The following is a 22,731-nucleotide window of genomic DNA, read 5'->3' on the forward strand; positions in this document are numbered from 1 at the left end:
CCGGACCAACCCTGGAGGAGTGCGTCGATGCACGACGTCAGCCCGTTCCTGGAGCGAAGGCTCGCACGGCGGTTCGCCACCTACGACACCGACGGCGACGGATTCATCGAGCGGCGGGACTTCGAGTCCGCCGTCGAACGGCTGGGGGCCGCGTTCGGCCGGGGGCCCCAGGACGGGGCGCTGGGCAGGCTGCGGGAGCTGACCACCGGGCTGTGGCGGCAACTGGTGCGGGTCGCGGACGCCGACGGGGACGGCAGGATCGGCGAGGACGAGTACAAGGCGGCCTTCGCCGCCGGGCTGCTGGTGACGCCCGACTCCTTCGACGCCGCGTATGTGCCGTTCCTCGACGCGCTCATGGACGTCGCCGACGAGGACGGCGACGGACGGCTGACCCGCGACCAGCAGGTCCGGTGGACGGGGGCGCTGATGGGGCTGCCGGAAGGGGACGCCCGGGAGGTCTTCGGACGGCTGGACACCGACGGCGACGGGCTCATCGGCCGGGCGGACATCCTCGGCGCCATCCGCGCCTACTACTTCGACGAGGACCCGCACGGTCCCGGGGCCTGGCTGCTGGGGCCGCTCGACAGCCGCTGACATCCGGACGGTCCGCTTCCCGGGCCCGTGCCGCGCAGCGGGGACGGGCCCGGGGAGCCGTCCGGGGTCAGCGGATCCGGCGGACGCCCCGGCGCCGGACCGCGTGGATGTCGCGGGTGGGATCCCCGCTCACCAGCAGGAGATCGGGGGCGATCCGGCCGCGGCCGGCGAGGGAGAAGTGGCGGGCGACGGTGGCGGTGCTCGCGGTCAGCGCCTCCAGCGGGGTCAGCCCCGGCCCGGGTCAGCAGCTTCAGCTCGCGGTGGCGGCCGTCGCCGTGGCCCGGCGCGAAGGGGGTGGCGTCGGTGCCCGCCGGCAGGGGGACGCCCGCCTCGTGCAGGGCCCGCCGAAGACCCGCGCCCCGCGGATGAGGGTCCGCGTCATCCAGATCTCGGGGTCCCCGGACGCACCGCCCGGAGATGATTTTCCAGACGACAGTACACGCGCGAATTGTCTTCGGGCTCATAAGCTGTCGGGCCATGAGCGATGACTCCGTTCCCGCGAACGCCCCGGCCCGGCCCGAAGGGCCCGGCGATCCGGACAGCCCCCGCCGCCCCGCCGCCGGGTCCGCCGACCCGACCGACCGCCTCGCCGACGACTGGCTGCGCGAGCGGCCCGATCTCGATCTCGGCGCCGTGGCCGTCCTCGGCCGTCTCGCCTTCGTCGCCGAGCAGGTCACCGGGCCCGCGGGGGAACGGGCGGTGCGGCGGCACGGCATCAGCAAGGGCGAGTTCGACGTGCTCGCGACGCTCCGGCGCGGCGGCCCGCCCTATGTCCTGAGCCCTTCGCGGCTCTCCGACACCCTGCTGACGTCCCGCGCCGGTATGACCAAGCGGCTGGACCGGCTGGAGCGGGCGGGGCTGGTGGCGCGGAGCCTGGACACCGAGGACCGGCGCAGCTTCCGGATCGCCCTCACCGACGAGGGCCGCCGGGTGGCCGACGCCGCGCTCACCGATCTGGCGGCGGCGCTCACCGGGCTCGTCTCGCTCCTCGACGACGGGGAGCGCGAGGGCCTGGACCGGGCGCTGCGGTCCCTCGCGCGCGCCGCCGGGCCGTCCGCCGCGCCCCGGCGCTGACACTCCCGGGACCACGGCCCCGGGAGTGGCCGGGCTGCCGCCCCACGGCCGGAAGGGCGGCAAAGGGCGACAATGGACCACGGGGGGCGGTGCGAGCGGTGTCCCGGGGGATGCCCCTGTGGGGAGGCTGCGCATGTACTTCCTGGACCGGGACGAGGCGGGCCGGCGGCTGGCCGGACGGCTGACCTCGCTCCGGGACCGCGATCCGGTGGTCCTGGGGCTGCCCCGGGGCGGTGTGCCCGTCGCGGCGCGGGTGGCCGAGGCCCTGGGCGCCCCGCTGGACATCTGTCTGGTGCGCAAGCTGGGGGTGCCGTTCCAGCCCGAGCTGGGCATGGGCGCCGTCGGCGAGGACGGGGTACGCGTCGTCAACGAGCGGGTGGTGCGCGGGGCCGGGGTCTCCCCCGGTGAACTGGCCGCCGTGGAGGAGCGGGAGCGGGCCGTGCTCGCGGAGCGGGCCGCCCGCTACCGGGGCGAACGCCCCGCCGAACCGCTCGGGGGCCGCACGGTGGTCCTGGTGGACGACGGTGTGGCGACCGGTTCGACCGCGCGGGCCGCCTGCCGGATCGTCCGGGCCCGGGGAGCCGCCCATGTCGTGCTCGCGGTACCGGTCGCGCCGCCGCACTGGACCTCGGTGCTCGCGGGTGAGGCGGACGAACTGGTCTGCCTCCACACCCCCGTGGACTTCGCCGCCGTGGGGCAGTTCTACGCGAACTTCGCCCAGACCCGGGACGAGGAGGTCGTCCGGGCGCTGCGGGACGCGGCCCGGCGGACGGCGGCGGACGGCCCGGCCGGGGACGGCGGGGCGCCGCCCGCGCCGGAGCCGCCCCGGGCCGGGCCCGTGGACACGGAGGTGTCGCTCCCGGCCGGTGGGGTACGGCTCGGCGGACATCTCACGCTGCCCGCCGGGGCGACCGGAGCGGTGCTCTTCGCCCACGGCAGCGGCAGCGGACGGCACAGCCCCCGCAACCGGCGGGTGGCGGCGGGGCTCAACGGCGCGGGCCTCGGCACCCTGCTCCTCGATCTGCTGACCGAGGCGGAGGCCGTGGACCGTTCCCTGGTCTTCGCCACGGAGCTGCTGGCCGAGCGGCTGGCCGGGGCCACCCGCTGGCTGCTGGACCGCCCCGGCTGCGGGGAGCTGGCGATCGGCTGGTTCGGCGCCAGCACCGGGGCCGGGGCGGCGCTGTGGGCGGCGGGCTCGCCCGGTTCACCGTGCGCCGCGGTGGTCTCCCGGGGCGGCCGCCCCGACCTCGCCGCCGCCCGGCTGCCCGCCGTGACGGCCCCCGTCCTCCTCGTGGTCGGCGGTGCCGATCCCCGGGTGCTGGAGCTGAACCGCTGGGCCCAGGACCGGCTGCGCTGCCCGAACCGGCTGCTGGTCGTGGCGGGCGCCGGGCATCTCTTCGCGGAGCCGGGCGCCCTGGACCAGGTCACCGAGGCCGCCGCCGGGTGGTTCACGGACCATCTCGCCCCGCGCTGAACCGGCCGATCCCCCTCCGGGGGGCGTCGTACGGGCGCCGTCCGCCCGGAGGTCGGCGTCGGCGGCGTCCGCCCGGGGCCGCGTCCCGCTCGGGGAAGGGGACACCGCTCGCGCCGGTGACGGTCCTGGGCCGGTGTCGTACCCACGCATCCACGTGACGCGGGCCGCCGCCCGCGAGCTGTCCGGCACGGCGCCGGACCGGGCGGCGGCAGGACCTCCCGCCGGTGTCCCGGACGGCGCCCCGGGCCATTCGTCCCACACAGGGCACGGCCGTGCCGGGTCCGGAGGCCGACGGCCCCTTTGCGGGACCGCGGAGAACACGGGGACCGCGGCGGCCGGGCGGACGCGCGCCGTCGGGGCGGGCCCGAACGGGGGGCCGCGGGCGCCCGCGGCCCCGGTTCCCTGCCGCACCGAGGGCACCTGCCCGGCCGGTCCGGACGCCCCGGACACGGAGGCGGCGCACGGAGACCATGAACGATAGAACGGGGCACCGCCCTCCCACGGGAAGGAACACCGGCCCGTCGGAGGGTCCGGAGGGGGCGATCACGGACGGCCGGGCGGACCCGCGCGCCGTCGGGCCGACCCGACGAGGTCGCCATCGGCGCCCGCCGTCCCCGGTGCCGTCCTCCCCGTACCGCACGGGGACGCACGCCCGGCCGGTCCGGACGCCCCGGACACAGAGGCGGCGCACGGAGACCATGAACGATAGAACGGGGCACCGCCCTCCCACGGGAAGGAACACCGGCCCGTCGGAGGGACCGGAGGGGGCAATCACGGACAGCCGGGCGGACCCGCGCCCTCGGGCCGACCCGACGAGGTCGCCATCGGCGCCCGCCGTCCCCGGTGCCGTCCTCCCCATACCGCACGGGGGACGCACGCCCGGCCGGTCCGGACCCCGGGGCCGGGCGCAGGAGGAGCGCGCGCCCCGGCGTCGTCGAGCGGACGGCACGACCGGCACGGTTCAGGGAAGGGGCGGGCCGGAGTGCCCGAGGGCGCAGACCGGGGCGGGCCGGATGTCCCGGACCGGCGGGGCGGTGGTCGCGAGGGAGAAGCGGAGCAGCCGGGCCAGGGCCTCCTGGCGGTCCCCGGGGGTCTCGTCGCGTTCGGCGCAGGAGCGCGCGTGGAGGCGGACGAGGTCGTGGTAGTGGTAGCGGCCCGGTGCGGCGGACGCGAGCAGTGAGGCGTCGACGAGGTCTTCGAGCAGGTCCTCCGCCGTGTGCAGCGGGAGTCCGAGCATCGCCGCGGCGGCTGCCGCCGGGATCTCGGGGCCGTCCGCGAGGGCGAGCAGCCGGAAGGCGCGGGCCTGGCCCGGGCCGAGGCCCCGGTACGCGCGGTCGAAGGGGGCCCGGACGGCGAGTTCACCGGCCTGGAGTCCGCCGAGGCGGCGGCTTTCGTCGGCGAGCCGCGCGGCGAGGTCGGACACGGTCCAGGCGCGGCGGGCGGCCAGCCGGGAGGCCGCCATGCGGAGCGCCAGCGGCAGGAAGCCGCAGGCGGCGAAGGTGTGGAGCGCGGCCTCCGGCTCGGCGTCGGCGCGTTCGGCGCCCACGATCCGGGTGAAGAGCTGGAGCGCCTCCTCGGGGGACATCACATCGAGGTCGATGAGCCGGGCCCCGGCGAGGTCGACCATGCGGGTGCGGCTGGTGACGAGGACGGCGCAGCCCGCGGTGCCGGGCAGCAGGGGCCGGATCTGGGCCGCGTCCCGGGCGTTGTCCAGCAGCACGAGCAGCCGCCGCCCCGCGAGGACGGAGCGGTAGAGCGCCGCGCGGGCCTCCCTGCCCTCCGGGATGCCGGACTGCGGGACGCCCAGGGCGTGCAGGAAGGCGCCGAGGACGGCCCCGGGCCGGTCGGCGCGGGGCTCGGTGCGCTGGAGGTCGATGTAGAGCTGTCCGTCGGGGAAGCGGTGCCGGGCCGCGTGCGCGACATGCACCGCCAGGGTGGACTTGCCGACGCCGGGGACGCCCGCGAGCGCGCACACCGCCACCGCCGGGTGGCCGGGGTCGGCGAGCCAGTCCGCGAGCTCCCGCACCCGGTCCTCGTGGCCGGTGAAGTCGGGCACCCCGGAGGGGAGCTGGGCGGGCCGGACGAGCACCGGCGCCCCCACCGGGAAGCGGGGCGCGGCGGTTCCGGGCCGGGTGAGTCCGGCGTCCGCGCGGAGGATGCGTTCCTGGAGCCGGGAGAGTTCGGGACGCGGGTCGACACCGAGTTCGTCGGCGAGCAGACGGCGGGTGTCCGCGTACACCGCCAGCGCCTCCGCCTGCCGGCCACTGCGGTACAGCGCCACCATCAACAGCTCCCGCAGCCGCTCCCGCAGCGGATGCGCCGCCGTCAGCGCCGTCAGCTCCGACACCGCCTCCGCGTGCGCACCCGCCTCCAGATCCAGATCCAGCCGCGTCTCCAGCAACTGGAGCCGCCACTCCTCCAGACGCGTCCGCTGATTCTCCGCGTACGGACCCGGCACATGCGCCAGCGGCTCACCGTCCCACAGCCCCAGCGACTTCCCGATCAGCGCCCGCGCCCGCTCCCGGTCACCCGCCGCACGCGTCTTCTCCGCCTCCAGCGCCAACTCCTGCGCCTCGAACAGATCCACACACTCCCGGCCCACCCGGATCGCGTACCCACCCGCCTCACTCACCAGCGCACCCGGCCCCAGCACCTTCCGCAACCGCGACGCATACGTGCGGGTGATGGCGAGGGCCCGGGCGGGCGGCTGCTCGCCCCAGAGGGCGCTGATCAGCTCCGCGGGACCGGCCGTCCGGCCCTCGCGCAGGAGCAGCGCCGTCAGCAGGGCGCGCTGCTGGGGCGTTCCCGACGGCCGGGCCGCTCCGTCCTGCCAGACGCGGACCGGCCCGAGCAGTCCGAAGCGCAGCCCTCTGGCACTGCCCTCCACTCCCACCTCCCGGCCCGCGCCGCGTGCTCTCCGCGGACGTATATCGATCGTATATCCGCCCGCGGACCGCTCCGCCCCGTCAGTTCCCCGCCTCGGTCCCCGCCTCCCCCGACCGCCCCTTCCCGTCCTTCTCCGGCTCGGCGGACGGCTCCGGGGACGGCTCGGCGGACGGGTCCGCCGCCGGGTCCGCCGCCGGGTCGTCCGCCGTCGGGTCCGGCTGTTTGAGGGAGAGGGTCAGCCCGCCGTCCCGGACATCGGCGACGACGGTGTCCCCGGGGCTCAGCGTGCCGTCGAGCAGCATCGTGGACAGCCGGTTGTCCAGTTCGGTCTGGAGGGTGCGGCGCAGCGGCCGGGCCCCGAACTCGGGCTGGTAGCCGAGGTTGGCCAGCCGTTCCTTGGCGGCTTCGGTGATCTCGAAGCCGACCCGCTGGGCGTGGAGCCTGCGCCGGGTGCCCTCCAGGAGGAGATCGACGATATGGATGAGGTCGTCCCGGGTGAGGGCGTGGAAGACGATGACCTCGTCGATGCGGTTGAGGAACTCGGGCCGGAAGTGGGCGCGCAGATCGCCCATCAGGTCGTCCCGGATCTCGTCCACCGCCCCATGGTGGTCGAGGATGCGCTTCGAGCCGATGTTGCTGGTCATGATGACCACGGTGTGGCGGAAGTCGACGGTCCGGCCCTGCGCGTCGGTGAGTCTGCCGTCGTCCAGGACCTGGAGCAGCAGATGGAAGACGTCCGGGTGGGCCTTCTCGACCTCGTCGAACAGGACGACGCTGTACGGCTTGCGGCGCACCGCCTCGGTGAGCTGGCCCGCTTCCTCGTAGCCGACATAGCCGGGGGGCGAGCCGACGAGCCGGGAGACGGTGTGCTTCTCCTGGAACTCGCTCATGTCGAAGCGGATCATCCGGTCGGCGTCCCCGAAGAGGAGCTGCGCGAGCGCCTTGGCCAGTTCGGTCTTGCCGACGCCGGTGGGGCCGAGGAAGAGGAAGCTGCCGGTGGGCCGGTCGGGGTCGCCCATGCCGGCCCGGCCCCTGCGGACCGCCTGGGAGACGGCGACGACGGCCTCGTCCTGGCCGATGACCCGTTCATGGAGGGCGTCCTCCAGTTTCATCAGCCGGTGGCGTTCGGTCTCGGTGAGCTGGGAGACGGGGATGCCGGTGCGGGCGGAGAGGACTTCGGCGATGTCCTCGGCGGTGACGTCGGCGGTCTGTTCCCGTTCCTCGCCGACCTGCGCCAGCTCCTCCTCGGCCGCCCTGAGCCGGGCCTTGAGCGCGCCCGCCCGCTCGTAGTCCTCGGAGCTGACGGCCTCGTCCTTCTCCCGGCGCAGCTTGGTGACGCGGTCCTCCAGATCGTGGTTCCGGTCGGGGGTGCCGACGGCGCGCAGCCCGACCCGGGCACCTGCCTGGTCCATCAGGTCGATGGCCTTGTCCGGGAGGAAGCGGTCGCTGAGGTAGCGGTCGGAGAGGGCGGCCGCCGCGTCGAGCGCCTCGTCGGTGAAGCGCACCTGGTGGTGGATCTCGTAGGAGTCGCGGAGCCCCTGGAGGATCTCGACGGTCTCCTCGACGGTGGGTTCGGGCACCATGACGGGCTGGAAACGGCGTTCCAGGGCGGCGTCCTTCTCGATGTGCTTGCGGTACTCGTCGATGGTGGTGGCGCCGACCACGCTGAGGTCGCCCCGGGCGAGGGCGGGTTTGAGGATGTTCCCGGCGTCCATGGAGCCCTCCCCGCCGCCGCCCGCGCCGACCACGGTGTGGAGTTCGTCGATGAAGAGCACGACGCTCTTGTCGGCCGCGGTGACCTCGTCGATCACCTTTTTCAGCCGTTCCTCGAACTCGCCGCGGTACTTGGACCCGGCGACGAGTCCGGCGAGGTCGAGGGAGACCACCCGGCGGTCCTTCAGCGCCCTCGGGACCTCATCGGCGACGACGCGCTGGGCGAGCCCTTCGACGATGGCCGTCTTGCCGACGCCCGGGTCGCCGATGAGCACGGGGTTGTTCTTGGTCCGCCGGGACAGGATCTCCACGGTCTGCTCGATCTCCTGGGCCCGGCCGACCACGGGGTCGAGCCGGCCCGCGCGGGCCTCCTCGGTGAGGTCGCGGCCGTACTCGTCGAGCGTGGGGGTCGGGCTGCCGCCGCCCGCGCGGGCGTGGCGCTCCCCCGTTCCGGGGTCGCCGCCGGGGCCGCCGGAGGGCAGGGCGCCCGTGAAGCCGGACGCGGGGTCGTCCGCCAGGGCGGCGAGGATGTGCTCGGGGCCGATGTAGGAGGCCCCGAGCGCCTGGGAGCGGGCGTGTGCCGCGAGCAGGGCCCGTTTGGCGGCCGGGGTCAGGGCGGGTTCACCGGCGCCGGTGCCGGTGGGCAGGGACCGGCCGACCCGGTCGGCGAGGGCGTCGGGGTCGACGCCCGCCTGTTCCAGCACCTGCCGTCCGGCCGGGACCCGGGTGGCGGCCCACAGCAGATGGGGGGTGTCGAGGTCGGAACCGTCCTCGGCGGCCCGGGCACCCGCCGCCGCCAGCAGCTCCTGGGCGGAGTCGCTGAGCAGCCGGCCGATGGGGACCCGCTGGACGGCCGGCGGGGAGGCCGCCGGGCTCATCCCGAAGAAGCGGTTGAACAGGTCGGAGAACGGGTCACCGGACCCGAAGGGCGAAGTCGTCACCGCGGTCATCCCTCCGGCGGGCGCCACCGCACGGCCGGGCACCGCCCGCCGTGGTCGAGGTGCCCGTACCGGCACTCATTGTTCTCCGGGGGCGGGGGGTGCGCGACCGGAGTGGGCCGCCCGTGCCGGTACGCGCCGGGCCCGGCACCGGTACCAGCACCAGTACCGGCACCAGCATCGGCATCGGCATCGGCATCGGCATCGGCTCAGAGGTTCCACTGGTCGAGCAGGGCCTCGGTGAGGTCGGGGCCGCCGGGGTGGCCGCCGGACCCGTCGAGGGTCTGCTCGGTCCAGATCACCTTGCCGCGGGGGGTGTAGCGGGTCCCCCACCGGTCGGCGAGCTGCGCCACCAGGAAGAGGCCCCGGCCGCCCTCGTCGGTGACGGTCGCCCGGCGCAGATGGGGCGAGGTGCTGCTGCCGTCGAAGACCTCGCAGATGAGGGAGGAGGCGTGGATCAGCCGGACGGTGATCGGCTGGGAGGCGTAGCGGACCGCGTTGGTGATGAGTTCGCTGAGGATCAGCTCGGTCGTGAACGCGATCTCCTCCAGGCCCCAGTCCCGCAGCCGGCGGGCGCACTCGGCCCGCACCGGCGCGACGGCGGCGGTGTCGGACGGGACCCGCCACTCGGCGATCCGCTCCGCGTCGAGCCGTCGGGTCCGGGCCACCAGGAGGGCGACGTCATCCCGGGGGCGCTGGCCGGGGAGGGCGGTGAGCACGGCCCGGCAGGTCTCCTCCGGGCTCAGTCCGGGCCGCCCGGAGAGGGCGTCGCGCAGCCGGGCGAGACCGGTGTCGATGTCGCGGTCCTCGCTCTCGACCAGGCCGTCCGTGAACAGCACCAGCCGGGAGCCCTCGGGCAGCTTGAGGGCGGCGGTCTCGATGGGCAGCCCGCTGCCCGTGCCGAGCGGCGGTGACACGGGGACGTCGGGGATCTCCACCCGGCCGTCCGGGTGGACCACGGCGGGCGGCGGGTGGCCCGCGCGGGCGAGGACGCAGTCCCCGCCGACCGGGTCGTAGATGGCGTACAGGCAGGTCGCGCCCGTCACATCGGGGCCGTCGTCGCCCGCGGTGCGCTCCTGGTCCATGCGGCCCACGAGTTCGTCGAGGTGGCCGAGGATGTCGTCGGGCGGCAGGTCGAGCGCGGAGAAGTTGTGCACGGCGGTCCGCAGTCTGCCCATGGTGGCCGCGGCGTGCAGCCCGTGGCCGACGACGTCGCCGACGACGAGGGCGACCCGGGCGCCGGGCAGCGGGATGACGTCGAACCAGTCGCCGCCGACGCCCGCCTGGGCGGGGAGGTAGCGGTAGGCGACCTCCACCGCCTCCTGGACCGGCAGATAGCGCGGCATCAGGCTGTGCTGGAGGGTGACGGCCATGGTGTGCTCGCGGGTGTAGCGGCGGGCGTTGTCGAGACAGACGGCGGCCCGCGCGGCGACCTCCTCGGCCAGCGCCATGTCCTCCTGGTCGAAGGGCTCGGGGCGGCGCATGCGCCAGAAACCGGCGACGCCGAGGAGGACGCCCCGGGCGGCCAGCGGGGCGGTGATGAGGGAGTGGATGCCGTACTCGACGATCCGCCGGGCCCGTTCGGGCTCCTGCGCCGCCCACCCGGGGGCCTCGCCGAGGACGGGCTCCAGCACCGTGCGCCCGGTGGACAGCCCCCGGGCCTGGGGGGTGGAGGGCACCAGCCGGATCAGCTCGCCCTCGCGGTAGAGCGGGGCGTCGGGACGGATTCCGGCGACGCAGACCCGGCGCACCTCGCCCTCGGTGCCGCCGACCTCCTCCCCGCGCAGGACCCCTTCGACGAGGTCGACGGTGACGAAGTCGGCGAAGCGGTCGACGGTGGTCTCGGCCAGCTCGCGGGCGGTACGCGGTACCTCCAGCGTGGTGCCGATGTGGACGCCCGCGTCGTAGAGGACGCGCAGCCGCCGCTGGGCGGTCTCGGCCCGGTCGGCGACGGAGAGGAGTTCGGTGATGTCGCGGACGGTGGTGACCCGGCTGGTGGGGCCGCCGGGCCGTGGTCCCCTGGTGGGGCGCTGGCTGACGGCGAGGGTCAGCTCCCCCGCGCGGTGCGGCTCGTCCGTCGCCTCCCGGCCCGAGGACAGCAGCTCCGCCAGGCCGGGCGGGAGACCGAGGGAGCCGACGGCGGTGCCCTCGGCATCGGCGGGGAGGCCCAGCAGCCGCCGGGCCTCGTCGTTGGCGAGCAGCAGCCGCCCGGCGGGGTCGACGATGAGGACACCCTCCCGTACGGAGTGGAGCACCGCGTCGTGGTGTTCGTACATCCGGGTGATCTCGGCGGGGCCGAGGCCGTGGGTCTGGCGCAGCAGCCGGCGGCTCAGCAGGGCCGCGCCGCCGGTGGTGAGGAGGACGGCGCCGGCCGCCGCGCCGAGGACGAGGGGCAGTTGTTCGGCCGCGGCGGAGTGGACCTGCGCGATCAGGACTCCGGCTCCGACCGCGCCGACGACCGCGCCGTCGGGGCCGGTGACGGGGACGTAGGCGCGGACCTGGGGGCCGAGGGTGCCGTTCCACTCCTCGACGACGGTCCTCCCGGCGAGGATGGGGGCCATGTCGGTCGAGGTGTGCTTGCCGATCCGGTCGGGGAGCGGGTGGGTGAGCCGGGTGCCCCGGCGGTCCAGCACCACGACGAAGGCGACGTGGGCGCCCTTGCGGGCCTCCTCGGCGAGGGGCTGGAGCACGGCGGTCGGGTCGGGCGTCTGGATCGCGGCGGCGGTGCCGGGGGCGACGGCGAAGCCCTGCGCGAGCGCGAGGGAGCGGCCCCCGGCCTCCTGGACGCTCTCCTGCCGGGCCATGATCAGCAGCAGGACGACGGCGCCCGCGGTGAGCAGCAGCACCACCGCCAGATACAGCAGGAACATCTGCCCGACGACGCTGCGCGGCCCCACCGCGGACCGCGCGCCCGCGCGCCGCCCGGGGGCCGGTCCGTGCCGGTCGTCGCCGTTCGGTGGTCGCTGTCCGTCGCCGGAGGGCCGTTCAGAGGAACCCTTGATTCCCGCCATGGTTCCTTTTCTACACGTCCGGGCGGTTTCAGTGGTTTGATCGGCCGTCATGTCCCGCCACGGACCCGGCCGGTACCGTCCGGTCGGCCCCCCGCCGGGCCCCGTCCGGCGGGTCCGGCGGGTCCGGCGGCTCTCAGACACCAGCGGCCCGGCGGGGCGGGTACGGCGATGGGGGGCGGTTCCTGGTGAAGGGGAGGGAACGCTCCTCTTCGGGGCTATCGTTTCCGGTATGAGGGACTTCGGGGGAGTGTCCAACTCGGCGGTCCGCGGCGAGAGTTGGCGGGTCCGGCTGTTCCGGCGGGAAGCCCGCACGGAGGGGCCGGTCGGGGCCGGGGTGCTGTTGCCGGGGGGTCTGGTGGTCACCTGTGCGGGGGTGGTGGCGCTCCGTCCGGCGGCGGAGGCGCCGTCGCGGGTGTACGCGGACTTCCCCGCCGCCGGAGGTCCGGGCGGGCGGCTGCTGCCCGCCGAGGTGCTGGCCGACCCCCACGGCGTGGACGGGGGTGTCACGGTGCTGCGGCTGACGGAGCCCGCGCCCGCGCGCCCCGTCCTGCTCCACCGGCAGTCCCCCGCGCCGCACGAACCGGTGCGGCTGGTCGGCTACCCCGGGGACCGGCCGGACGGCCGGGAGGTGCCCGCGCGGCTGCTGGAGCGCGACGGTCCCGGTGTCCGCCCCGCGTGGGTGCGCATCGCGCCGGACGCCGGGTCCGGCCCGCTCGGCCCCGGTTTCGCGGGCGGCGGCGTCGTCCACGGACGCACCGGCCGGGTCATCGGCATCCTGGCGCAGCCGCCCGGCGGGAGCGGCGACGGCGGGACGCACCGGATGATCCCGACCGAGACCCTGCTGCGCCATCTCCCCGAGGCCGGGCGCGACCGGCTGGTCTCCGGGCACCGGGCCGTCTCCCGCACCATCCCGCCCACCTCCGGTCCACCGGACTCCCGGCGGGCGCGCGGGCTGCGGCACACGGTGACCGCCTGGTTGGACGGCGGGACGGCCCCGGGCCCCGGGCGGGTCAGGGACCCGGTGGAGCTGGCCTTCGCCGGTGACGACGACCAGGACGCGCTGTCCGTGCTGCACGCGACGCTCAACCTCGCCGACCGGGAACGCGCCCCGGGCACCGGGGAGGGCACCCGCGCCCCCGTCCCGCAGGCGGGGTCGATCGACCTCGCCGTGGAGGTCAGCGGCCGGACCGTCGCGGAGCTGGTCGCCCATACGGCGGGCCGCACCGGGCTGGACGACGGCGCCCCGGGAGGGGACGGCGCGGAACCGGGGGCGGACGGCCGGGGCCCAGCCCGGGCGACGGAGGGCCCGGCCCCCGGACGGGACAGCTCGGGAACGGAAGCGGACGGCCCCGCTCCCCCCACGGCGGGCACGGAAACCGACGCCCTGCTGGAGCGGATCGCCGGGCACAGCCCGCCACTGTGCGCGGCCTTCCTCTCCGTCGACCGGGCCGCACCGGTGGGCGAGGCGGTCCTGCCCCTGCTGCACGCCCTGCTGAGACAGGGGCACAGCCGACTGCTGCTCACCTTCCGCGACCCGCGCTCCCCGCTGCTCGACCGGGTCGCCGGTGAACTGCTCGACCCCGGGTGGTCCGAGCGCCGCGCCCGGACCATCGCCGAGCGGCTGGATGTCCTGACCTCCCTGGAACGGCGCAGCCGCCCCCCGGGCGACCGCGCCGACCGGGCCGCCGGACGGGGCCCCGCCGGAGCCGCCCGGAGGTCCGCCGGCGGGAGCGCGGACGGCGGCGGCGCCGACCGGCACACCGTCCGCCTCACCCCGCCCGCCTCCCGGCACCTCGCCGCCCGGCTCTCCGCGCTCCGGGGCGGCGGGCTGCGCAACAGCGCGGCCCTCTCGTACGAGCTGTTCCGGCTCCACAGCGAGGTCGAGGAGGCCGTGCACTCGTTCGACCCGGACGCCGCGCACCGGTACACCGTGCTCCCGGCCGGTGACGGCCTCACCGACCTCCCCCAGGTGACGGTCGACAACCCGGACGACCTCGTGGACACCTCCCCCGACCCCGCCGCCCCGGACTCGGGGCTGACGCGCGGCCAGGAGCTGCACCAGCAGTACCGGGTGATCGGCCGGATCGGCCAGGGCAGCTTCGGCCGGGTGTATCTCGCCCGTGACCAGATGCTGGAGAACCGGGCGGTCGCCCTCAAGGGGGTCCGCGACCCCGGCGACCCCGGCGCCGCCGAGACGGCCCTGCGGGAGCGGCTGCGGCTCATCGGGCTCAACCACCCGTCGATCATCAAGGTCTTCAACTACGCCCGCCACCCCGGCCATCCGCAGAACACCGCCATGTTCATCGTGATGGAGTTCGCCGACGGCGCGCCGCTCCAGTGGGTCGCCGACCAGATCAGGGACCGCGTCCCGCCCTTCCACGACGACCGGGTGCCCGAGTTCATCACGGTGTACGGGCTGCTCATCCTGAACGCGCTCACCCATCTCCACGAGAAGCGGCGGCTCGTCTACGGCGACCTCTCCCTCACCAACGTGATCCACTGCGGCGGCGGGATCAAACTCATCGACGTGGCCGGGGTACGGGAGATCGGCGCGCCGGGGCCGGTCACCTATCCGGCACCCGAGCTGCGGTACTCCAACCGGATGACGGTCGCCGCCGATCTGTACGCCGTCGGCGCGGTGCTCCGGCAGCTCTTCGACCTGGCGCCGAAGGCGCCCTCGCCCCGGCGGCCCGACTCCCTGGAGCGGGCGGTGGCCCGGGCCATGGCGGACCTGCCCGAGGCCCGGTTCGCCTCGGCGGCGGAGATGGCGCTCCAGCTCCGGGGCGTCCTGCGGGAGCTGCGTTCGCTGCGGCTCGGCAAGGAGCACTTCGAACCCTCGCCGCTCTTCATCCCCACGCCCGCCGCCCTCGACGGCGAACTCGGCCGGGCCCCGGCCCTCGTCCAGTGGCGGACCGGGGGCAATGCCAAACGCCGGCTGACCTTCCGGCCCCCGGAGCCCTCGGCCGTGGCCTGCGGGCTGCCGGTGCCGAAACCGGACGAGAACGACCGCAACTGGACCATGCTCCAGCGCACCTCGTACGACGACCCGGTCGGCCTGCTCCAGCTCAGCGGTGCCTGGGACGAGTCCCCCGAGCGCTCGCTGCTGCGCTGCCGACTCCATCTGGACATCGCCGGGCACCGGCCCGAGGAGTCGGCGCAGCGGTGCGCGGAGGCCGAGCGGGAACTCGCCCGGGCCCGCTCGGCGATCGGGGCCCTGGCCGGACACGACTGGCGGCTGCACTGGCACCAGGGGCTGCTGCGGCTCTTCCGCGGCGATCTGGCCGGGGCGCTGACCTCGTTCGACCGGGTGTACGCGGCGATCCCCGGCGAGTACGCGCCCAAACTGGCGCTGGGGTACTGCCATGAGCGGCTCGACCGGCCGAAGACGGCCGAGACGCTGTACCAGGCGGTGTGGCAGCGCAATCGCGCGCTCGGCGGGGCCGCCTTCGGGCTCGCCCGCATCCATCTGCTGGCCGGGCGGGCGGCGGACGCCCTCACCTGTCTGCGGGCCGTCCCGGCGGACTCGCGGCACCGCACGGCGGCGCGGACGGCCGTGGTGCGCATCCTCGCGGACCCGCCCGCCGACGGCTCCCCGCCCTCCCCCGAGGAGGCGTGCCGCGCCTGGGTCGCCCTGCACCGGCTCACCCGCAGGGAGGGGCTGACCGACCAGTTGGCGGAGCAGCGGCTCGGCGCCGATCTGCTGGAGCTGCTGCTCCTGCTGGTCCCCGCCGCCGGTCCGCGCCCCCGTGCGCGGACGGCGGCCGGGCGGCGGGCACGGCCGCCCGGGGACCGGCGGGACCCGGGCGGCGGGGACCCGCTGGAGACGCTGCGCGCGCACCTCGCCGAGCTGCCCGAGGACGTCCCCGCCCCGGCCTCCGAGCGCGAGCTGCGCGAACAGCTCGCGGCCTGCTATCTGCGGCTGTACGAGCAGGTGCCGCCCGGCTCCGGCGACGAGGACCGCGCACTGGCCGAGGCGCTGGTCGACAACGCGTATCTGACCCGGCCGTTCGGCTTCCGCCACCGGCGGAGCGACGAGGCGCCCCGGGGGCTGTTCGACCGCCGGGCGCGGGGCCGGTCCGCCGGTGGGGGCGACAGCGCGCGGGGCGGGGCCCGGTGAGCGGGGCCGCGGGGCGGACCCCCGCGGGCGGGACGCGCGGACGGTGGTGGCGGCGGGCCCCGCGGGCCTGCTGGCTGCCCCTGTGGCACTGGGCCTCGGGGCGCGCGGACGGTGTCCGCAGGCCCACCGGGCCGTTCCTGATGACGCGGTCGGTCCTGCTGCCGGTGGTCGCCCTCACCGCGCTGGGCCTCGCGGCCGTCGCGCACTCCGTGCCCGCGGGCCGTACCGAACAGCTCCGCGACCGCCACGCGCCCGCCCTGGCGGAGCTGACCCGTACCCGGGTCTCGCTGACGCTGGCGCGGTACGAGGCGGAGCGGCGCCTCGGCGGGGTCGCCGGGCAGCCGCTGCGGCAGACCGCTCTCGTCGGGCTCGGCGAACGCTATCCCTCGCTGCTCGCGCAGGCCGCCCAGAGCCTCAACAACGCGGCGCAGACCGGGGCGCTGCGCCGCTCGCAGGAGCAGGAGATCCGGGTGGTGTCGGGTCTGGTCGTCGCCTACGACGGCTTGATCGACTGGGCGAACGACCAGCAGAACAGCGACGGGCTGCGCCGGGCCGGGCTCGCGTACGCGGCCGGTCTGCTGGGCGACGGCCGGGGCCCCGAGGGCTCCACGGCCGTGCTCGACCGCTTGCGGACCCTGGAGCGCGAGCTGCGCGCGGACGCCGCCCGGCGGTCGGGGTGGAGCGCCCTCACCGCGGGCACGGCCCTGGCCGCCGTGGTGGCGGCGCTGCTCTTCGTCCTCCTCGTCGTCGGCACCCTGGCCTTTCTGCGGCGGCGGATCCGGGTGCACAGCCTGCCGCTCGCCGGGTGCGCGGCGCCGGTGCTGCTGGTGCTCGCCCTGCTGGGGTTCGGGACGGCGGGCCAGCACCGCTCGCAGCAGTACATCGGGCAGACCGTGGCCGCGCTGGCGCGGGTCTCGGCCGACCGGGACGCGGCCGACCGGGGTGCGGGCAACCGGATCAGGGACGAGATCGAGAGCCAGATCCTGGCCGAGCGGACGATCGCACGGGAGCGGGACCGGCTCGCGGTCCGGCTCGCGGACACCCATCCCCCGGGGTGGACCCGGTGGACGGCCCTGGCCCTGATACCGGGGGCGGCAGCCGCCCTGGCCTGCGGATACACCCTCTTCCACTACAACCGCAGACATCTGATGATCCGTAGGCGGACCCGATGACGACACCGTCGACGGCCGTGGGCCGTGTGCTGCGTTCCCTGCTGGCCTGGTGTCTGCTCGCCCCGGCCGCGCTGCTCGCCGCGGGCTGCTCGGGCGGCCCCGGCGAGCGGACCCTGGTGGTCCTGGGCCCCTGGACGGGCGGCGAGGAGAAGCCGTTCACGACCGTGCTCGCGCGGATCGGCGAGCGGACCGGGGTCCGTTACGCGTACGAGGGCACCCGCTCCCTGCGCGAGACGCTGGTGGCGCAGTTGCGTTCGGACGCCCCGCCCGACGTGGCGATCCTGAACGGGCTGGGCGAACTGGCGGAGTACGCGCGGGACGGCACCGCGTCCCCCCTGCCGGAGGGTCTGGCGGCGACGGCCACCGGACCCTGGGCGCAGCGGATCACCCTCGCCGACGACCTCGGTCAACTGCGGCAGCACGTGTACGGAATCCCGGTGCGGGTGGATCTCAAGAGCATCGTCTGGAGCAGGTCGAACGGCGAGGGGCGCTGGTGCCTGGGCATGGCGTCGGGCCCGGTGTCGGGCTGGCCGGGGACGGACTGGATCGAGGATCTGCTGCTCCAGTCGCAGGGTCCCGAGGTGTACGAGGCGTGGGCCACGGGCTCGCTGGAGTGGACGGACGACCGGGTGCGGCGGGCCTGGCACCTCTGGCGGGACCTGCTCACGGCACGGGGCGGGAAGCCGGGCCCGGCGGCGCTGTCCACCCCGTTCGACGGCGAGGACGGGCGGGGGCTGCTGAACAGCGGCGACTGCGACCGGGAGCACCAGGGCTCGTTCATCCGCAGGCACTACGGGGACGACGTGCTGCCCGCGCCCACGTCCACGGTGGTCCCCGGGCTCCCGGACGGGGGCGGTGCCTTCGAGGTCTCCGGTGATCTGGCGGCGGTGTTCGCGCCGGGCGACGCGGCCTGGCGGCTGCTGCGGGAGCTGGTCTCCCCGACGACCCGGGCCGACTGGGCGCGGGCGGCGAAGGCGGCGGAGCGTCCGTTCTTCGCCGACGGAACGGCGGGGCCGGGCCCGCGCACCCGGGCGACCGAAGCGGTGGTAGGGCTGTTCACGGAGGCGCGGCTGCTCTGCTTCGACGCGTCGGACGCGATGCCGCCGACCCTGCGGGGCGCCTTCCAGCGGGCGGTGCTGGAGTTCCTCCAGGCCCCCGGGGACGGCGCGCTGCTGGACCGGCTGCTGCGGCAACTGGAGGCGGAACGCCTGCTCCAGCAGGAGGCGGGGGCCTTCGCCCTGGACCATCTGTGCGGCAGGATCAGACGCTGAACGCGGCCGGGACGGAGCCGCCGACGGGCAGGACCGGCGCCGGGCGCCGTCGGGCACCGAGCCGCCGCCGACGGGGCCGGGCGCCGAACGCTTCGGACACCCGGTAGCCGGGCGCCGGGCACGGTCGCACACCGGGCGAAGCGGGCGCGGGCACCCCGCGGGCCGCAGACACCAGGCCGCACCGGGCGCCGCGCGGGGGCGGGCACCGGGACACCGGGCAAGTCGCCCACCGGCGCGGTCGAGCACCGAGCGAAGCCGGCGCCGCACAGGACCGGCCACCGACCGGACCGGTCACCGAACACGCCGGACACAGGGCGGGAGCGAGGCCGACGCCCGGCGGGTCCGGACACCGAACGCGTCGGACAGCCCGGCGGGTGGCACACCGGGCAAGCCTCGGACTCCCGGCGGGACCAGGCACCGAACACGCCGCGCACCCGGGCACCGGGCACCGGGCACCGGGCACCGGGCACCGGGCACCGGGCACCGGGCACCGGGCACCGGGCACCGGGGACATCGAGCACCGAACGGACCGACGCCGGACAGGACCGGTGGCCGGACACCCGGTGGGTCGGCTGTCGGGCGAAGCCGGCACCGAGGTGGATCGGACGGCGACGGGACCGGGCACCCAACGCGTCGGTCAGGCGCCCGGCGGGCCGGGCACCGGGCGCGGTCGCACACCGGGCGGAGCCGGCACCGGGTCGGACCCGCCACCGACGGGACCCGGCACCGAACACACCCCGCACCGGGCGCGGTCGAGCACCGGACGGAGCCCGCGCGGAGCCGCGGCGGAGCCACGGGCCGGGCGCGCGGCGGGCCGTGCACCGGGGCCGCGCGGAGCCGAGGCCGGGCACCGGACGAAGCTGGCACCGGGCACCGGGCACCCGGCGCGCCGTGCGGGTGCGGTCACGCACGGGGCGGACCCGGCGGAGCCGAGGCCGGGCGCCGGGAAGCGCGGTCGCGCGCCCGGCGGGTGTCAGACGCCGAGGGCCGGCAGGATTCCGGCGGGGCCCCGCCACTGCTCGTCGCCGTCCGCGAGCAGCGTGGTGGCGACGGTGTGGCCGGAGCCGCCGCCGAGGCCCGGTCCGGGGTGCGTGGACGCCCCGATGTGCCACAGGCCCTCGATCGGGGTGCGGTGGGTGCCCGCGCCGGGGAGCGGGCGCCAGAGATAGTTCTGGTCCAGTTCCAGCGAGCCGCCGTAGGGGTCGCCGCAGACGGCGTTCGGGTTGCGGGCGGCCAGGTCGACGGGGGTGATGATGTCCAGGGCGAGGATGCGCTCCCGCAGCCCGGGGGCGTGCGCGGCGACCCGGTCCAGGACGCGGTCGGCGTAGGACCGGGCGAGCGCGGTGGTCCAGCCGCCGCCGGTGTCGAGTTCGCCGGCGGCGTCCCCGAGCGGGGCGAAGGGGACCTCCTGGAGCTGGAGCCACAGGGCCGCCGCGCCCTCGGGCACCCGGCCGGGGTCCAGGACGTGCTGCTGGCCGACGGCGACCGTGGGGCGCCGGGGCAGCAGACCCGCCTCGGCCTCGGCGCAGGCGATGCCGGTGCTGCCCGAGCCGTCGGAGAGATGGATCAGCGGAACGGTGCCCAGCCGCTCGTCCCGCCAGGGCACGGGGCCCGACAGCGCGGCGTGGATCTGGAGCGCGGCCCGTCCGTAGCGGAACCGGGCCGCCTGCTCCCGTACCTCCCGGTCCACGGTGTCCCGGGGCAGCAGCCGCCCGTAGAGCACGGTGGGCGTCACGCTCGCGAGGACCGCGCGGCGGGCCCGGACGACCCGGCCGTCCGCGACCACGCCCCGGGCCCGGTTCCCGTCGACGAGGACGCGTTCGACCTCGGTGCCGGTGATGATCCGGACCCCGAGGGAGTCGAGGAGCGAGCGGAACGCGTCGGTGAACCGGCCCGCTCCCCCGGCCACGACGGGCAGCCCGGCCCCGTGCAGGGTGGCCGCGAGCAGGGGGATCATGAACCCGCCGGAGGCGTGGTCGGGCGAGAGACCCGCGTGCAGCAGCCAGGGGGCGTAGAGGTGGTCGACCTCGGTGCCCCGGAAGCGCGAACGGGCGTAGCCGCGCCCGCCGGTGACGAGGGAGCGTGCCCAGCCCTCGACTCCGGCGCGCCCGCCGATGCGGAACAGATCCGCCAGGTGGCGCAGGCCTGCGGATGACCTCGGTTCGCCGCCGAGGAGGCCGCCGACGGGACCCATGTGCTCGTCGAGCAGCCGCAGCGCGGCGAGATAGGCGTCCCGGTCGGCCTCGTAGGCGAAGCCCGCGGCCGTGACCTTGGGGTCGCGGTGGGCCAGGGTGACCCGTCCGTCGTCGGCGACGCTCGCGGTGACCCACTCCTCGGTGTTGCGGTACGTCAGTCCGTGTTCGCGCAGCCGTTCCCCGAGCCGGGCGTGGGCGGGTCCGGTCACGAACAGGGGGTGCCAGGAGGAGTAGGTGTCGTGGATGTAGCCGGGGAGGGTGCGTTCCCCGGAGGCGATGAAGCCGCCGATGTCGTCGTGGCGTTCGAGCAGGGTGACGGACCATCCGGCCTCGGCCAGCTCGGCGGCGGCCACCAGCCCGTTGATCCCGGAGCCCACGACAACGGCGTCGGTGTCCTTCATGGCACCTCTCTCCCTCTTCACCCTGGTATTCCCGTGGGCCTCGTCCATCACAGTAGTCAGCACACCGGCGCGGTCCGCGTACGGACGCCGGGGGCGTGTCCGCGGCGGGCGGCAGGGCGGGGTGCGCGGTGGGGGCCTGCGGACGAGTGTGCCCGGGGCAGGTCAACGATCTCTTGACGCGCGGCCGAGGGCCGTTGACGGGATGTTGACCTCCGGGGCCGCGCCCCGCCGGGCGGCGCGCGGGCGCCGCGCTCCCCCAAGCGGGCGCCGCCGGACCGGTGCGGTCCCCAAGCTGCCAGGCAGGTTCCGGCCACTCGTCCCGCCTTCCCCGGGGTGATCTCCCGCGGCGAGAGTGGGGCGTGCCCACCAGGGGCGGCGCCGGTCCGGGCGGCGCCCGCCCCGTACGGCACACACGCGGCACCCGTACGGCACCGCGTCACGTCACCACCGCCACCCCAGCACTCCGCGCGGCTCGCCCCGCGCAGCACCCGCACGAAGTCTCATTGAGCATGTGCATGACAAGAATGGATCGATGATGTCCCAGCGCCTCGCCGGTACCGCCCTCAGCGTCGTCCTCGCCGCGTCCGCCCTCACCCTCGGGGCCGCCTCCTCCGCCCAGGCCGGCGCCCGCCCGGACTTCCAGCTCCCGTTCCGCTGCGGCGAGGTGTGGCAGGCGTCCACCTACCCGGGTCACGACCCGATCGGTTCGGTGGACTTCAACCAGTACCCGGGCGACGACACGGGCAAGCCGGTGGCCGCCAGCGCGAACGGCACCGTCACGGCCGCCGGGCCCTCGGGCGGCTGGGCCGGCACCCGGGTCCGGATCGACCACGGGGGCGGCTGGACCACGCACTACGCCCATCTCTCCGGCGAGTCGGTCTCGGTGGGCCAGGCCGTCAAGGCCGGCCAGGTCATCGGCAAGGTGGGCAACACCGGCAACTCCCGCGGCGCGCATCTGCACTTCGAGCAGACCCTCGACGGCACCGGGCAGACCGCCGTCTTCGACGGGATCTCCTACCCGGGCTCGACCCGCGACTTCACCAGCAACAACTGCGGCACCGGGCCCGGCTTCTCGCACGACTTCAGCGGCGACGGCAAGTCTGACGTCCTCGCCAAGGCCGCCGCGACCGCCGACATCCACCTCTACGAGGGGAACGGCGGCGGCGGCTTCAAGGCCGGCACGGGCCAGGCCGTCGGCAACAACTTCTCCGCCCTCGAACATGTCACCGTGGTCGGCGACTGGGACGGCGACGGACGCGACGACCTGGTGGCCAGGAACCGGTCCACCGGCGATCTCCATCTGTACGCGGGCAACGGGAGCGGCGGCTTCAAGGCCGGTACCGGACAGGTCATCGGCAACAACTTCACCGGCTTCGACCGGATCATCGGCGCCGGTGACTTCGACGGCGACTCCAGGACGGACCTCGTCGTCCGGTCCAGGACCACCACGGACCTGCACCTCTACGCGGGCAACGGCAAGGGCGGCTTCAAGACGGGCACCGGGCAGGTCATCGGCACCTCCTGGGCCGCGCTCGGCGAGATCGCCGGTGTCGGCGACTGGAGCGGGGACGGCCGGGCCGACCTGCTGGCGAAGAACCGGACCACCGGCGACATCCACCTCTACGAGGGCAACGGCAGCGGCGGCTTCAAGGCCGGCACGGGCCAGGCCGTCGGCAACAACTTCACCGCCTTCGACCAGATGACCGGCGTCGGCGACTTCAACAACGACGGCCACAACGACATCGTCACCCGCAAGGTCGCGACCGGCACCCTGCATCTGTTCGCGGGCAACGGCAGCGGCGGCTTCAAGGCCGGTACCGGAACCCAGATCGGCACCGGCTGGAACGGTATGACCGAACTCGGCTGAGTCCACCCACCCCACCGG

Annotated in this window: 11 protein-coding genes; 7 read left to right on the forward strand and 4 right to left on the reverse strand. The window is 75.9% G+C overall.

All coding sequences use genetic code 11. The features are described 5' to 3' along the window. The first annotated feature begins 27 nt into the window (after nucleotides 1-27). The 3 genes from CRV15_RS00475 to CRV15_RS00490 all read left to right on the forward strand — a co-directional run bounded on the left by CRV15_RS00475 (nucleotide 28) and on the right by CRV15_RS00490 (nucleotide 3,142). Nucleotides 28-594: an EF-hand domain-containing protein gene (locus CRV15_RS00475; RefSeq protein WP_003962794.1), complete on the forward strand. Its 567-nt coding sequence runs from the start codon at nucleotides 28-30 to the stop codon at nucleotides 592-594. Between the two features lie 477 nt (nucleotides 595-1,071). Next, nucleotides 1,072-1,668, forward strand: coding sequence for a MarR family winged helix-turn-helix transcriptional regulator (locus CRV15_RS00485; RefSeq protein WP_009998181.1), 597 nt, complete (start codon nucleotides 1,072-1,074; stop codon nucleotides 1,666-1,668). Between the two features lie 133 nt (nucleotides 1,669-1,801). Then, nucleotides 1,802-3,142: a phosphoribosyltransferase family protein gene (locus tag CRV15_RS00490; protein WP_009998180.1), complete on the forward strand. Its 1,341-nt coding sequence runs from the start codon at nucleotides 1,802-1,804 to the stop codon at nucleotides 3,140-3,142. 961 nt (nucleotides 3,143-4,103) lie between these two features. Here the strand turns inward: CRV15_RS00490 and CRV15_RS00495 are convergent. The 3 genes from CRV15_RS00495 to CRV15_RS00505 form a co-directional block, all read right to left on the reverse strand. Further along, nucleotides 4,104-6,035 carry an AfsR/SARP family transcriptional regulator gene (locus CRV15_RS00495; protein ID WP_003962790.1) on the reverse strand — a complete coding sequence of 644 codons (1,932 nt, stop codon included), beginning with the start codon at nucleotides 6,033-6,035 and terminating at the stop codon, nucleotides 4,104-4,106. A 73-nt stretch (nucleotides 6,036-6,108) separates the two neighbouring features. Next, a complete protein-coding gene (locus CRV15_RS00500) occupies nucleotides 6,109-8,691 on the reverse strand; it encodes an ATP-dependent Clp protease ATP-binding subunit (protein ID WP_003962789.1) in 2,583 nt (860 codons plus the stop codon). A gap of 197 nt (nucleotides 8,692-8,888) precedes the next feature. Next, nucleotides 8,889-11,690, reverse strand: coding sequence for a SpoIIE family protein phosphatase (locus tag CRV15_RS00505; RefSeq protein ID WP_003962788.1), 2,802 nt, complete (start codon nucleotides 11,688-11,690; stop codon nucleotides 8,889-8,891). A 229-nt stretch (nucleotides 11,691-11,919) separates the two neighbouring features. On the opposite strand from CRV15_RS00505, the gene CRV15_RS00510 reads away from it, so the two are divergent. From CRV15_RS00510 to CRV15_RS00520, 3 genes are read left to right on the forward strand one after another with little or no spacing between them, the layout of a single operon-like run. Next, the gene (locus tag CRV15_RS00510; protein WP_003962787.1) at nucleotides 11,920-15,807 is read left to right on the forward strand and encodes a tetratricopeptide repeat protein; all 3,888 of its coding nucleotides are present in this window, start codon (nucleotides 11,920-11,922) and stop codon (nucleotides 15,805-15,807) included. Continuing rightward, nucleotides 15,804-16,979, forward strand: a complete 1,176-nt coding sequence (locus tag CRV15_RS00515) for a hypothetical protein (protein ID WP_003962786.1) — start codon at nucleotides 15,804-15,806, stop codon at nucleotides 16,977-16,979. The genes CRV15_RS00510 and CRV15_RS00515 overlap by 4 nt, the downstream gene beginning before the upstream one ends. Next, nucleotides 16,976-18,250, forward strand: coding sequence for a type 2 periplasmic-binding domain-containing protein (locus CRV15_RS00520; protein ID WP_003962785.1), 1,275 nt, complete (start codon nucleotides 16,976-16,978; stop codon nucleotides 18,248-18,250). The genes CRV15_RS00515 and CRV15_RS00520 overlap by 4 nt, the downstream gene beginning before the upstream one ends. Nucleotides 18,251-19,223: 973 nt before the next feature. Here CRV15_RS00520 and CRV15_RS00525 read toward each other — a convergent pair. After that, the gene (locus CRV15_RS00525) at nucleotides 19,224-20,846 is read right to left on the reverse strand and encodes a phytoene desaturase family protein (protein WP_009998177.1); all 1,623 of its coding nucleotides are present in this window, start codon (nucleotides 20,844-20,846) and stop codon (nucleotides 19,224-19,226) included. A 532-nt stretch (nucleotides 20,847-21,378) separates the two neighbouring features. Between CRV15_RS00525 and CRV15_RS00530 the strand changes: the two genes are divergently transcribed. Beyond that, on the forward strand, nucleotides 21,379-22,713 hold the full coding sequence (locus tag CRV15_RS00530; protein WP_003962783.1) for a VCBS repeat domain-containing M23 family metallopeptidase: 1,335 nt from the start codon (nucleotides 21,379-21,381) through the stop codon (nucleotides 22,711-22,713). The last annotated feature ends 18 nt before the right edge of the window (nucleotides 22,714-22,731 follow it).

This window comes from Streptomyces clavuligerus (assembly GCF_005519465.1).
Classification (GTDB): Bacteria; Actinomycetota; Actinomycetes; order Streptomycetales; family Streptomycetaceae; genus Streptomyces; species Streptomyces clavuligerus.

Bases quoted from the DNA above. Each gene is read 5' to 3' on its own strand.
- CRV15_RS00475 (WP_003962794.1), top strand. From the start codon at position 28: ATGCACGACGTCAGCCCGTTCCTGGAGCGAAGGCTCGCACGGCGGTTC.
- CRV15_RS00485 (WP_009998181.1), top strand. From the start codon at position 1,072: ATGAGCGATGACTCCGTTCCCGCGAACGCCCCGGCCCGGCCCGAAGGG.
- CRV15_RS00490 (WP_009998180.1), top strand. From the start codon at position 1,802: ATGTACTTCCTGGACCGGGACGAGGCGGGCCGGCGGCTGGCCGGACGG.
- CRV15_RS00500 (WP_003962789.1), bottom strand. From the start codon at position 8,691: ATGACCGCGGTGACGACTTCGCCCTTCGGGTCCGGTGACCCGTTCTCC.
- CRV15_RS00505 (WP_003962788.1), bottom strand. From the start codon at position 11,690: ATGGCGGGAATCAAGGGTTCCTCTGAACGGCCCTCCGGCGACGGACAG.
- CRV15_RS00510 (WP_003962787.1), top strand. From the start codon at position 11,920: ATGAGGGACTTCGGGGGAGTGTCCAACTCGGCGGTCCGCGGCGAGAGT.
- CRV15_RS00520 (WP_003962785.1), top strand. From the start codon at position 16,976: ATGACGACACCGTCGACGGCCGTGGGCCGTGTGCTGCGTTCCCTGCTG.
- CRV15_RS00525 (WP_009998177.1), bottom strand. From the start codon at position 20,846: ATGAAGGACACCGACGCCGTTGTCGTGGGCTCCGGGATCAACGGGCTG.
- CRV15_RS00530 (WP_003962783.1), top strand. From the start codon at position 21,379: ATGATGTCCCAGCGCCTCGCCGGTACCGCCCTCAGCGTCGTCCTCGCC.